The 13282-nt window shown below is 58.9% G+C and carries 11 protein-coding genes; 4 read left to right on the forward strand and 7 right to left on the reverse strand.

Annotated elements, in window-relative coordinates; genetic code table 11:
* Window positions 1-51 precede the first annotated feature (51 nt).
* Entirely contained in the window at window positions 52-888 is an 837-nt protein-coding gene (locus QP971_RS00575) for a spermidine synthase (RefSeq protein WP_284810512.1), read from the forward strand.
* Here QP971_RS00575 and QP971_RS00580 read toward each other — a convergent pair.
* Window positions 869-2029, reverse strand: a complete 1161-nt coding sequence (locus QP971_RS00580) for a glycoside hydrolase family 25 protein (RefSeq protein ID WP_049378395.1) — start codon at window positions 2027-2029, stop codon at window positions 869-871. The genes QP971_RS00575 and QP971_RS00580 overlap by 20 nt on opposite strands.
* Window positions 2030-2211: 182 nt before the next feature.
* Between QP971_RS00580 and QP971_RS00585 the strand changes: the two genes are divergently transcribed.
* On the forward strand, window positions 2212-3408 hold the full coding sequence (locus QP971_RS00585) for an HNH endonuclease signature motif containing protein (protein WP_284810513.1): 1197 nt from the start codon (window positions 2212-2214) through the stop codon (window positions 3406-3408).
* Here QP971_RS00585 and QP971_RS00590 read toward each other — a convergent pair.
* From QP971_RS00590 to QP971_RS00615, 6 genes are read right to left on the reverse strand one after another with little or no spacing between them, the layout of a single operon-like run.
* On the reverse strand, window positions 3405-4520 hold the full coding sequence (locus QP971_RS00590) for a cysteine desulfurase family protein (protein WP_049378393.1): 1116 nt from the start codon (window positions 4518-4520) through the stop codon (window positions 3405-3407). The genes QP971_RS00585 and QP971_RS00590 overlap by 4 nt on opposite strands.
* Window positions 4520-5461 carry an electron transfer flavoprotein subunit alpha/FixB family protein gene (locus tag QP971_RS00595; protein ID WP_284810515.1) on the reverse strand — a complete coding sequence of 314 codons (942 nt, stop codon included), beginning with the start codon at window positions 5459-5461 and terminating at the stop codon, window positions 4520-4522. The genes QP971_RS00590 and QP971_RS00595 overlap by 1 nt, the downstream gene beginning before the upstream one ends.
* Before the next feature lie 8 nt (window positions 5462-5469).
* Window positions 5470-6252 carry an electron transfer flavoprotein subunit beta/FixA family protein gene (locus QP971_RS00600; RefSeq protein ID WP_049378391.1) on the reverse strand — a complete coding sequence of 261 codons (783 nt, stop codon included), beginning with the start codon at window positions 6250-6252 and terminating at the stop codon, window positions 5470-5472.
* A gap of 24 nt (window positions 6253-6276) precedes the next feature.
* Entirely contained in the window at window positions 6277-7410 is a 1134-nt protein-coding gene (locus QP971_RS00605) for a THUMP-like domain-containing protein (RefSeq protein ID WP_049378390.1), read from the reverse strand.
* A complete protein-coding gene (locus tag QP971_RS00610) occupies window positions 7407-8234 on the reverse strand; it encodes an NUDIX hydrolase (RefSeq protein WP_284810517.1) in 828 nt (275 codons plus the stop codon). The genes QP971_RS00605 and QP971_RS00610 overlap by 4 nt, the downstream gene beginning before the upstream one ends.
* Entirely contained in the window at window positions 8231-9052 is an 822-nt protein-coding gene (locus tag QP971_RS00615; RefSeq protein WP_005327654.1) for an ABC transporter ATP-binding protein, read from the reverse strand. Before QP971_RS00615 ends, QP971_RS00610 begins: the two co-directional genes overlap by 4 nt.
* A gap of 58 nt (window positions 9053-9110) precedes the next feature.
* On the opposite strand from QP971_RS00615, the gene QP971_RS00620 reads away from it, so the two are divergent.
* Together QP971_RS00620 and glgB are read left to right on the forward strand one after the other, a co-directional pair.
* On the forward strand, window positions 9111-11120 hold the full coding sequence (locus QP971_RS00620; protein WP_284810518.1) for a maltotransferase domain-containing protein: 2010 nt from the start codon (window positions 9111-9113) through the stop codon (window positions 11118-11120).
* A gap of 44 nt (window positions 11121-11164) precedes the next feature.
* Window positions 11165-13282 carry a 1,4-alpha-glucan branching protein GlgB gene (gene glgB, locus QP971_RS00625; protein WP_284839640.1) on the forward strand — a complete coding sequence of 706 codons (2118 nt, stop codon included), beginning with the start codon at window positions 11165-11167 and terminating at the stop codon, window positions 13280-13282.

Here is a 13282-nt window from a genome sequence, read left to right on the forward strand (position 1 = left end):
CCCTAGCCCCAACGCGGTTTAAATCGAATCCATTCCCTAAGCTTGTGTGACATGGGCAGAAAGCGAGCTTCCACCGATCCGGGAATTACCGGCACCTACGATATTTCTACCGGCACAGCCGAGGTTGTGCCGGATGAGTTTCGCGACCGCGCCTATATTCTCAACGTTAATGGCGTGCCGAGCAGCCACATTGTACTCGGTGAGCCGGAGGAGCTGGAGTTTGAGTACATGCGCTGGATTGCGGCGGCGGTTGAGCACCTCAATACTCGGCCAGCGAATAAGCTCCGCGTGACCCACCTAGGCGGCGCGGGATGCTCCCTTCCGCGCTATTTTGCCAGCAAGCTTCCGGGCAGCCGCCACACGGTGGTCGAACTCGACGCCAAGTTGGGCGAGTTGGTGCGTACGCTTTTCGACGTCCCCCGTTCCCCCACCGTCAAAATCCGTGCCGGCGAGGCCCGCCAAGAAACTGAGGGGTTCCTGCCGTCCAGCCGCGACATCATCATCCGCGATGTCTTTGCTGGCGACAAGACACCAGCCAACCTCACCACCGTGGAGTTCTTTCAGGTTGCAAAGCAGTCGCTGGCGCCGGGTGGCCTCTACGTAGCCAACTGCGGCGACCATTCCGATCTACAGCTGGCAAAGAGCGAGCTGGCGGGCCTCGATCGAGTTTTTGACCACCTCGCCGTCATCGCGGACCCACCGATGCTCAAGGGTCGGCGCTACGGGAACATCATCCTGGTAGCCTCAGATACAGAAATGCCAGCCGAGGGCTCCGTCGAAGCCGCCCAGCTGGCAAAGGCACTCTTAGGCGGGGCCGTGCCCGCCCATTACAAAGACGAGGCCTGGATCCGCGCGTTTTTCACCGGTGCTACTGCAGTACGCGATTAAGCAGCGTAGCTACTTGTCCCGCGTCAAAATCGGGTACGTCAGCGCCGGCGTTCTTGGCGGCATTCTTAGCTTCCGATACCTCCGACTCGGAGACGTTGCCTGACTTAACGTTGTTCACGTGACCGGCATTGTCCAGCAGGATAGCTAGGTCGCTGACGGAGAAGTTGCCCTTGGCCATATCGCCCAGGTCCTCCACTGGAAGGGCGTCCTTGTCTTGCAGGGTCTTTACGAAGCCAGCCAAGCCCTCCGCCGCTTGGGGATCGAGGCCGGACTTCTCGGCGGCGTCGGCAAGCTGCGGAATCGCAATCAGCCCCGCCGCCAAGGCCAAAATAGCACCGATGAGCGGCGTACTATCGGAGCTCAAATCAAGCCCATCGCTCACAACCAGCTGCTCTAGCGCGCCGCCCACGTCTACGTAGTTGCCGTCGCTGAAGGACTGCAGTTGCTGCTTGGAACCATTAAACAGGTTCATGTCGACGTCGGTAGGAATGCCTGCCACCTTGCCGGAGCCAGAGCGCTGCCAGAAGGATAGCTTGTTCCAACCGCCTACGGCATCGGGCGCTTGATCTTGGTAGGCCGCGAGCCACAGTGGCATATCCGAGAACTTCTGGGAGTTATTCATCTGCCCCATCCAGAAGTACTTGTAGGTGTAGATCATGGGCGTGCGACCGGTAAGACGCTTGAGCTCGCTAGTAAATTCTTCAATCCACTGCTCCAGCTGTGCCGCAGACTTTCCTTCCGCCACCTCGATATCAAGTGCAGGAGGCAATGTCTGATCCGGGGCTAGGGCGATCTGCGCGGCAAAATTGGCCGCCTGAGTCTTGGCGTCGCCAGCCGGACGTGCGTAGTGGTATGCACCGGTCTTGAGTCCAGCAGCATTAGCCGCCTGAATATCCTCTACATAGTGGGGGTTTACCCAATCACCGCCCTCGGTAGCCTTCACGAATGCAAAGGACTGACCGTCGGTACGCACCTTTGACCAATCGATAGGTGTACCGCCTGGATGCTGGTGCGCTGCAACGTCAATGCCCTTAGGTGCACCGAGGCTCACCGCCTGGGCGACGGCGGTACCACTTACGGCTAGTGCAGCCACGGTGACCACCGCAGTAATGCTCTTTCGGAGTGCCTTCTTTGATGTCATGCGCGTGAGTCTAGCAAGGCCTTCACTCGTGTCACATCTTTAACACGCGCCACTTGAAATAATTTTCTTTACCTCCATTTCACTCCCTCTTGGAATACATCCCTTTAGAACATATCTTTGCCCACACCCCTTGCAAAGGGGCAGGGCACGGCTTAAAATATTCACCATGGAGTTAAGTACACATGTTCTACAAATCGGGGGATTTCATCTTGGACGCCTACTACATAGTCAATGACCCCAACGATCCGCTTGCAGTTAAAGCCACAGAAATCAGAAAACAAGATTACCTATTCTGGAATGAGGTGAAGCCAGACCTAGAAGAAGATTTCGACATATCTTGCCACACACTTTCCACCCGCACGGGCTTAAGCGAGCGGCGCACGCGAGACATAACAATGGCCCTTTATCGACTCGCAGAGCTACCACTGACAAAGGCGCTCCAGGAAACCTATTACTTCCTGGATTTCTCTCGTCTTATTACTATCGACGCCGTGCTTAGCAAGCTGGGCGACATCCCGACCGAAATTCTCGAGCGGATAGACCAAGAGCTTGCGCGTTACCTGACCCCCACGAAGCCCGGCCAGGTACTGCCTTCGAATACCAATTTGCGGCGAAAGCTAAATGGCCTCATCGCTGTGGAGGACCCACACCCCAATGAAGATAAGGAGCCTGATGCAGGGAACGACTCCTATTTCACCTACCACAGTTTCGGCGGGAAGGCTGGGCTAGCAGTGGAGTTCGATGAAGCTACCATGCTAGCCATCGATGAACACGTTAGTAAGGCAGCCGAAGAGCATAACCTCACGAAAGCTGAAGCCCTAGCCAAGTTGATTCTGGGCGAAATTGAGTCGCGGGCAAAAGTGGTTCTTCATATGTACCGAGCCCTCGACCAGGAGGCTGCTCCCGCATTTATCCGGGGATTCGGATGGGTAAGCCCTGAGACCGCTGACAGTCTGCGTCCCACCCAGACGCGGGATATGGACCTTGCAAAAAGGATGGAGAGCGAAAGCTACGTTACTCCCCCGCTCGTTGGCGCCTACGTGGAAGGCCGCGATGGCGTGTGCCGCTGGCCAAGTTGTAATCGCCCCGCAGAGAACTGCCAAAAGGACCACCGGATTGACCATGCACAGGGAGGGAAAACGGCGGGGAGCAACTTGGCATCACTCTGCCAGCATCACCACAACATCAAAACCGATGGTGGTGCCTTCTACATCATGGATCCGCATACTGGAGACATAGTATGGCTCTTTGACGATGGCCGCTGGGAATATGATGAGCCCCAAGGACCGTTAGCGCCCAAGAACAAGAACTGGGCGCTTACGGTAGGCCAAGCTATCGCCGCCCGGCGAGCTGCGGCGAAAGAAAGGAATGATAACTAGACGGAACGGGCTCGGGAAATAACCTCCGGAAGATGAGCCAAGACGTAGTCAACATCCTCTTCCGAAGTAAGCCTGCCGAGAGTAAAACGCAGGGAACCGATTCCTTCCGCCTCACTTACGCCCATTGCCTCGAGGACATGAGACATGCGGTTTACGCCAGCGCTGCAAGCACTGCCGGAAGAGGCCTCGATCTGCAAGGAATCCAGCAGCATGATGAGGCTATCGCCATCAGCACCGGGAAATGAGACGTGCAGATGGGAAGGCAAGCACGGCTCGGCAGAGTTGACCACTACGTCGTCGATGGTGGCGAAAATTCCGTCGCGCAGCTTATTGCGGAGAGCAGTAATTCGCTCACCCTGGGCGGTGATTTCGGAGACGGATTCCTCCAATGCCGCAGCTAGACCGGAAGCGCCCGCCACGTCCACGGTGCCAGGGCGGATGCCCCGTTCTTGGCCACCGCCGTAAGCAATCGGCTGGGGCGCAGGACTGCGCTTGGCCAAAAGCAGACCGATGCCGCGGGGGCCGCCGAACTTGTGGGCGCTGGCGGCGAGGCTGGTGATCCCTAAATCAGAAAAATTGATGGGAACTTTGCCCACAGCCTGCACCGCATCCACGTGCACGGGTGTGCCTGTCGCATTCGCACGTGTGGCTATCTCTTCGATGGGCTGAATGGCCCCGGTCTCGTTGTTGGCCCACATGCAGGTAGCGACGTCGGCAAGCGTGTCTAGGGCCGATAGATCTGCAATGTGCCCGGAACGGTCGACGGGAAGGATATCGACAGCTGCTCCGGTTTTCTCCAGCTTAGAGACGGTATCGCGCACGGCCGGGTGCTCAATATCGGTAGAAATAATGCGGTTTGTTTGCCCAGCCGCGTAGAGACCTTGAATGGCGATATTGTCCGCCTCGGTGCCAGAAGAGGTAAAGATGACCTCGATGGGCTCGCAGCCGAGGAGGGAAGCCACCTTTTCACGGGCATCATCCAGCACGGACCGAGCCTTGCGGCCAGAACCATACTGCGCGCCGGAGTTGAGGGATCCAGCCGCCGCCACCCACGCGTCAATCGCGCTCTGACGCATCGGCTGGGTAGCGGCATAGTCAAAGTAGTGCGGCATTACCGGCGCGCCTTCAGTTCCTCGGTCAGGGCAGGTGCGATTTCATGCAGGTCGCCCACGACGCCGAGATCAGCGATCTGGAAGAACGGCTCATCTTGGTCTTGGTTGACCACCACAATGGTGCCGGAAGTCTGCATGCCAGAGGTGTGCTGGATAGCGCCAGAGATACCCAAGCCGATGTAGAGGTCGGGCGAGACGGTAACACCGGTCTGGCCGATCTGATAGGCGGCGTCATAAAAGCCTTCATCGACGGCGTCGCGGGTGGCGCCGACTGCGGCCCCGAGGGCATCGGCAAGCGGCTCGACAACGGCGCCGAACTCGTCGCCCACGCCACGGCCGCCGGCGACAACTGCCTTGGCCTCGGTAATTTCTGGTCGTGCGGACTTCTGTGCCGGGGTAAAGGAAGTTACCTTGACGTCTTTGTCCGTGGCGGCCGGCAACGGCATCGGCGCCGGCTGCGCCTCCACCTGCTGTGGTGCAGCCTCAACCGCGCCCGGTCGAAGGGTGTAGATCGGGCACTGCCCAGCGGCGGTAGAGGTGGTCTCATAGGAACCACCGAAAATGCTCATCTGGGCGGAGCCATCGGCGGCGATGCCACTAACATTGACCAGTGCGCCAGAGGCGAGGCGAGCCGCAAGTCGGCCGGCAATCTCGTTATTGGCCGGAGTTGCGGCCAGCACAATGGGCGCTGGGTTCGCAGCGCCAAGCGCATGCAGGGCATCGACCTCCGGGGTGAGGAAACGCTGTTCATAATCCTCGGCCGTTGCCTGAACCACCTGTGCGGCACCGAGGGCGGCAAGGTCGGCATCGAACTTATCGGCCTGCTTGCCGACGACCACTGCGGACACCGTACCCAATTCCCGCGCGGCCGTAATCAGCTCGCCGGTAACGGGAAGGAGGTTGTCCGCGTCGTGCTCAACTAGTACGTAAACGTGCGACATATCTACTCCTAAATCAAGTTCTTTGCGGACAGGAAGTCAGCGATCTTCTTCGCTGCATCTTGCGGGTTGGGCTCCGAAATAACTTCGCCGGCGGTGCGCGGTGGGCGCTTCTCAGCGGCCGACACGGAGGTTGTCGGCGCGATGGCCTCGATGCCCAGGTCAGCCAGGGTGAAGGTGGTGATTTCCGCCTTCTTAGCTGCCATAAGACCCTTGAAGTTGGGGAATCGTGGCTTGTCGCTCTTATCGTTCACCGTAACGATCGCTGGCAGCGGCGCCTCGAGTTCCCAGGTGCCGCGCGCATCATCGCGGGTGCCCTGCAGGGTGCCGTCAGCTAGCTCTACCTTGTGCAGGCCGGTAAGGGCCGGCAGCTGGCGGTATTCGGCGAGCAGGCCGGCAAGCAGGCCGGTGGAGGCGTCGGAAGCTTCGGTGCCGGCGGTGATCAGCTGGACGTCGTCAAGCTGATTGAGCGCAGCATTGAGGGTCCAAGCGGTCGATAGCGCGTCCGCTCCGGCCAAGGAATCATCGGAGACGAGCACGGCATCGTCGGCGCCCATAGCCAAAGCCTTACGCAGTGCCTCGTCGGCCTGGGCCGGCCCCATCGTCAGTGCTACGACTTTGTAGCCCGCATCGGGGTTATCGTCGCGCAGTCGCAGGGCTTGTTCCACGGAGTACTCATTAACCTCATCAATGACGTTATCCACGGAGGTGCGATCCAGGGTGTGGTCATCGTTCAAAGACTTGGTAGACCACGTATCCGGCACGTGTTTGACCAGAGCCACGATAGTTGGCATTGGGCACTCACCTTTCCGATATATTTATGTTGCGTAATTATCCTCGGACGATGATACTCGGGGTTGACACAGCAAGGCGATTCCCTGTGAGCCAATTCGCGTAATGATGACCGCAAAAGGCCTCGTCCCCTTCAGCTTCATCTTCTTCCGCAGCTGGTCAGGGTCCACTTCTACCCCGCGTACAAGGATTTCTAAGCTTCCTGCGTCATAGGATTTAAGTACGGATTTTAATCTCTTTAGGGGTACTTTTTCTATGAATGGAAATCCCGAAGTCCCCTCCGGAATCCTCTCTCCTGTCAGGTATGCGATGCGCGGATCGATTTGGTGCAGCCCTTCCCTGGCCGCGTAGTGCTGGACCAATCCCGCTCGAACGATGGCCCCATCCGGGTCGATGAGGTAACTGCCAATGTCTCCAGCATCGGGTAGGTTGTCTGCGTGGTCATCGAGGACATCCAGCTTGTTTCCTCGAATCATTACCGCTCTTCGGCCGCTGCCAAGGCCTGGGGTATAAAGGCAGGCTTCTTTTACCCCGCCATCGACGCTCGCGACGGTGACGAGGCCGTCCCACTCGCTAAAATCAAGGCCAGGAGCGCACTTGATGGCCAGTTCCTTGTCGCGATGCTTATCGACGACCTCCGGGAGCGGTGGCACCAAATCCTCCGGCCGCGTGATTCGCCTGCCACCGGCGCGGCGGGCCGGGTCTGCAAGGAGAACATCAGCGGTGGTAGTAGTCGTCAGCGCATCCGCACGGAAAATCTTGGCGGAAGAGAGGTTATGTCTCGCCATTCTTACCCGTGATTCATCCAGGTCTGAGCCAATGTAGTCGAGCGGAGAATTATAGCCTTCGGTGCCGATGGAACAGGTGACGTCGTGGACGCTGCGCACCCCCTGCTCGGCAAGGAATTTCGTCCGATACGCCGCCACTTCGATGGGGGTTGCTTGCTGGGCAGAGTCTGTGTCCATAAGCCAATCGTGCGGGAGCTTTCCGGAACTGCGGGCGGTTACCAGCTCCATGACCGCGCGGCCATACTCACCGAACTTAGCTTTGAGGATTTCGGTGTCTTTGAGCCGAGAAGCCTTGGTTAAGGTGAGGTCGAGGTGTGCTATTTCCTCTTGATGTTCGGCAAGGAAGTCGACTTCTGCGGGGGTATAACTCATATTCGGTCTAAAGGGGTGGTGGAAAAGAATTCGCGGTAACGGGGATCTTCGCGTGGATCCCCAATGACGGGGCGCAGGTCCGAAAAGGACGCGTCCTCTACGACCTCTTGTACGGAGGAATAGTTGCTCAGCCTTTGCATCTGTGCCCACGTGGGGATGGCAAGGCGCACCAGCCCGGCGCGCCAGCCGTCCAGGATGAGCTGCGGGGAGAACCATCCGGCATCGTCTGCTTCATCGGTATCCCCGTCGGGTTCTTGGCCGGAGGGCAACACCCCAACGAAGAAGAAGGTGTCGAACCAATGGCTTTTCCCCTTTCCTACCCAGCGGGCCCAAGGAAGAAGCATATCGGCGTCGACGCGCATTCCGTTATTGCTGAGGAATTCGGTAAAGGAAATTGTGTGGTTTTCTAGTAGTTTTCGCTCTTTGTGATAGCGCCGCGCATTGGAGACAATGCCGTCCTCGCGGATGGCGAAAAGGGTGCCGGCCTCTTCGAAGAGCTCGCGGGCAGCGGCGAAAACAAGGGCGTGGGCCTTGTACTTGGTCACCCCCATCCGGCGCGCCATGGAGATGACAGACTTTCCGGCCCACAGCTCGCCCGAGTCCCAGGCACGCGGCGGAAAGTCACGTGGGTCTACACCGCCGCCCGGAAATACTGAATGTCCCGGGTAGTTGTGCATGGTGTGGACGCGCTCTTGTACCCACACTTCAAGACCGTCAGCGCCGTCCCGTAGGAGCAGGACGGTTGCCGCCAGGCGTCCACCGTGGAAGCCGGTGGTATCGCTGGCGTCAATGGCATCGAGACGGTCATGAAAAGGATTGGTCATAGAGAAGCTCGGCGGGCGAAGTATCGCTGTCCAATGCGGTCCACCTGTATGGGTTGGTGGAAGGCGCGAGTCAGATTTTCGGAGGTGAGGACGGAATTAATCAGTCCTTTTGCCACAACTTTACCCTCATCCAGCAGCATGGCGTGGGTGAAGCCATAGGGGATCTCCTCCACGTGGTGGGTGATCATGACAATCGCTGGGGCATCGGGGTCCATGGCTAGATTGCCAAGGTATCCCACGAGGTCTTCGCGGCCTCCCAGGTCCATTCCTGCGGACGGCTCATCGAGGATGAGCAACTCCGGGTTAGACATGAGTGCGCGAGCGAGGACGACGCGCTTCTTTTCTCCCTCAGACAGGGTTCCCCACGTGCGCTCTTTGAGGTGGGTGGCACCAACTTGCGCCAAGATGTCATCCGCGCGGGAGAAATCCATGTCCTGATATTCTTCCCGCCAGCGGCCCAACACAGCGTAACCGGCGGAGACAACTAGATCGTCTACTCGCTCAGTGTCCGGGATGCGCGATTGCACCGCCGCGGAAGAGATGCCTATGAGTGCACGCAGATCGCGCATGTCGGTTTTGCCGATTTGCTCCCCCATCAAAAAGGCGGTGCCTTTCGAGGGGAACTCTTCGGCCGCGGCCATGCGCACCAGCGAGGTCTTGCCCGCGCCATTGGGGCCAATAATGACCCAGCGCTCATCGAGCTCTACTTGCCAGTCCACGGGTCCGACGAGGGTCTTGCCGCCACGGCGCAGCTCGACGCCGCGAAAATCTACGAGCCAATCTTGATCAGTGGGAGTTACGTCGTTCACGCCTTCCATTGTGACTGATTTGTTCTTTGCCCGGTGAAATTGACACAGCTGCATTAGTCTTATGGGCATGACTACTCGCCTTGGTATTGACGATGTCCGCCCGCTTATCTCCGCCGGTTCTGTAGCCTCCAAAGCCGTTGTAGGCGAGGTAATTCCTGTCACCGCCCTCGTCTGGCGCGAGGGTCACGATGCGGTCTCGGCAACCCTGTCTGCGTGGGCGGCACGAACCACGGCTACCTCCTCCGTCACCATGCAAGTCGATCCCGATGACCAGGATCGCGTCCACGGTGTATTTACCCCGGGCACCCAAGGCACCTGGTACTTCCGCGTCGATGCCTGGTCCGATCCCATCGCCACGTGGAAGAACGCGGTAACCAAGAAAATGGCGGCTGAGCAATCCGCTGCTGAGCTGGCCAATGACCTGCAGCATGGCGCCGAGTTGTTTTCTCGTGCGGCTCTGCAAACCCCGTCGGATGTGGTGGAACCGCTCTTTACGGCCGCTCGGGACTTGGAGGATGAGTCCTCGGACGTCGATAAGCGCGTGCAGGTAGCGCTCTCGGAGGAAGTAGCAGGCATCCTGCACTCGCATCCCCTGCGCGACCTGCTGGTGGAGGGCGCAATCCACGAGGTATATGTGGAGCGCCGGGCCGCACTCTATAACTCGTGGTATGAGCTTTTTCCCCGCTCCACGGGAGGCTGGGATAAAGAGGGAAATCCAGTCCACGGCACTTTTGATACCACTGCCAAGGCACTAGAGCGGGTGGCCGATATGGGATTCGATACGGTGTACTTTCCGCCCATCCATCCCATCGGCAAGGTACACCGCAAGGGAAAGAATAATTCGGTCGTGGCCGAGCCCGGCGATGTGGGAAGCCCCTGGGCCATCCAGGACCACTCCACCACCCATCCGGACCTGGGCACGATGGAGGATTTCCAAAAACTCGTCTCCCGCGCCCAGGAACTCGGCCTGGAGGTAGCGCTTGATTTCGCGCTTCAGGCATCGCCCGATCATCCATGGGCTAGCAGCCACCCAGAATTTTTCACCGTCCTTCCGGATGGCTCCATCGCCTACGCCGAGAACCCGCCGAAGAAGTATCAGGATATTTATCCGCTTAACTTCGATAACGCTCCTGAAGCCATCTACCACGAGATCTATGAGACCTTGATGGTTTGGGTGGAAGCCGGGGTGAGTATATTCCGCGTGGATAACCCGCATACCAAACCGGCAAACTTTTGGAACTGGCTGATTACCCGCGTACATGCCACCCACCCGGATGTCATCTTCTTGGCGGAGGCCTTTACCCGCGCGCCTCGCCTCTTCGGTCTAGCGAAGGCGGGTTTCTCTCAGTCCTATACCTACTTCACCTGGCAGACCTCTAAACAAGAACTCACCCAGTTTGGCCGGATGCACGTCGAACAAGCAGATATCTGCCGCCCTAACCTCTTTGTTAATACTCCGGATATCCTGCACGAGTCCCTGCAGACCGGCGGGCGTGCCATGTTCGCCATTCGCGCTGTCCTAGCCGCCACCATGTCGCCTCTATGGGGCGTGTACTCCGGCTTTGAACTCTACGAGCACACCCCGGTAGCCCCAGGCTCCGAGGAATATCTCGACTCTGAGAAGTACGAACTGCGCCCGCGCGATTTTGCGGCGGCGGCTGCGTCAGGAGATTCCCTCGAGTCCTATATCCGGCTGCTCAACCAGATCCGCCGCGATAATCCCGCTTTGCAGCAACTGCGCACCCTGCGCTTCCATGACACCGACAATGAAGCCATAATTGCCTATTCGAAGGCGGATCCAGCCTCCGGCAATGTAGTCCTCGTTGTGGTCAACCTGGATCCGCGCAATGCACAGGAAGCCACCGTCACGGTAGATATGCAGGCTATCGGCCGCCACCCCGGCGAGTCCTATACCGTCCAGGACACGATTACCGGCTCTGCCTACCACTGGTCCGAGCGCAACTTTGTGCGCTTAGAGCCGCTTCGCGACGTCGCCCATGTCTTCGTCCTTCCCCCTGCCGACCACGCCCTCCAGGAACAGCTCACCTGGCGCGTAGTTAGCGACTATCGCCCGTAAATATTCGCCCACCGGACCGCACTCGAACTAGGTACTCTGATTGTATGACTATCCCGGCCGCTGACCTCGCCCGCCTCAATGACTGCCGCCACCATGACCCGCACGGTTTCTACGGCTGGCACGAAGGAACCGTCCGCACCCGCCAACCAGGCGCTTGCGAGGTGCAGCTTCACACTCCCACGCAATCCGTGTCCATGGAATTGGTCGGCGACGACATCTGGGAGGCAGAAATTGGCGATAACTGCGATTACCGCTTAGAAATCTCCTATCCAGAGGCACCTACCCGCACCGTGGCAGACGGCTATCACTTCCTTCCCACGGTGGGCTCGCTGGATCTGCACCTGATTGGGGAAGGCCGCCACGAGCGCCTCTGGGATGTCCTCGGCGCCAACCTGCGTTCTTATGACACCGAAATGGGTACCGTTTCCGGCGTCTCCTTTGCCGTGTGGGCACCCAATGCCCAGGGCGTTGCCGTAGTAGGCGATTTCTGTGGCTGGAACCCCACCCACTATCCGATGCGTTCACTCGGCTCTACCGGCGTATGGGAGGTCTTTGTTCCGGACATCGGTGCTGGCGAGCACTATAAGTTCGCCATCTTTAGCCACGAGGGCCGCAAGGACAAGGCCGATCCTCTAGCCAAGCGCACCGCCTGCCCGCCGGAGACGGACTCTATCGTGGATTCCACCAGTTTCGCCTGGTCCGATTCTGCCTGGATGGACAAGCGTACCGGCAACCTCGATGTGCCCATGAACATCTATGAGGTGCACGTCGGCTCATGGAAGATCGGCGCCAACTACAACCGCTTGCGCGAGGATCTCATCCCATACCTTAAGGAGCACGGTTTCACCCACGTCGAGCTCTTGCCCGTGGCCGAGCATCCTTTCGGCGGGTCCTGGGGATACCAAGTCTCTGGCTACTACTCGCCGTCTGCACGTTGGGGCTCGCCGGATGAATTCCGAGAGCTGGTCAATGCCCTGCACGAGAATGGCATCGGCGTCATCGTGGACTGGGTGCCCGCACACTTCCCCAAGGATGATTGGGCCCTGGGTCGCTTTGACGGCCAGGCTCTCTACGAGCACCCCGATCCCCGCCGCGGCGAGCAGGCCGATTGGGGCACCTATGTCTTTGACTTCGGCCGCAATGAGGTCCGCAATTTCCTCGTGGCCAACGCCCTGTATTGGGCCGAAGAATTCCACATCGACGGCCTGCGCGTAGACGCCGTGGCTTCCATGCTCTACCTCGATTACTCCCGCGATGAGTGGCTGCCCAACCAATATGGCGGGCGCGAGAACCTGGAGGCCGTGCAATTCCTGCAGGAAACCAACGCCACCCTCAACCGCACGCATCCAGGCGTACTCACCATTGCCGAGGAATCCACTTCCTGGCCGGGCGTTACCGCCCCCACCTCTGAAAAGGGCCTAGGCTTTTCCCTGAAATGGAATATGGGCTGGATGAATGACACCTTGGAGTACTTCAAGCACGAGCCCATTCACCGTTCCTATCACCACGGCGAGCTCACCTTCTCCATGGTCTATGCCTATTCTGAGCGCTATGTCCTCCCGTTTAGCCACGACGAAGTTGTGCACGGCAAAGGCTCGCTGTGGGAGCGCATGCCTGGCGACGACTGGAATAAGGCCGCCGGCCTCCGCGCCCTCTATGGCTACATGTTCTCCCACCCCGGCAAGAACCTGCTCTTCATGGGCCAGGAGTTTGGCCAGACTACCGAGTGGGCCGAGGGGTATTCCGTGGACTGGAGCAACCTCGACGGTTGGGGCAGCGAATGGCACCAGGGCATCAAGCGCCTCGTAAGGGATATCAACCTCGTCTACCGCGATACCCCAGCACTGTGGAGCCAGGATTTCAACCAGGATGGCTTCCAATGGGTCAAGGCAGATGACTCAACCAATAACGTCCTAGGCTACGTCCGCTACGGTGCAGATGGCTCTGCTCTGCTCGCCGTGTGCAACCTTTCTGGCTCTTCCATCCCCAACTATGGCCTCTGGGTTCCACAGGACGGCGAATGGCAGATGGTGCTCAACACCGATGACGCCGTCTACGAAGGCGCTGGGAACCCACTTCCCCAGCGCATCCGCGTGGAGAACAACTCCACGACGCTGCATCTGCCGGCCAATTCCGTGCAGTGGTACGTGCTGGAAGGATAG

Source organism: Corynebacterium marquesiae (assembly GCF_030229635.1).
GTDB lineage: Bacteria > Actinomycetota > Actinomycetes > Mycobacteriales > Mycobacteriaceae > Corynebacterium > Corynebacterium marquesiae.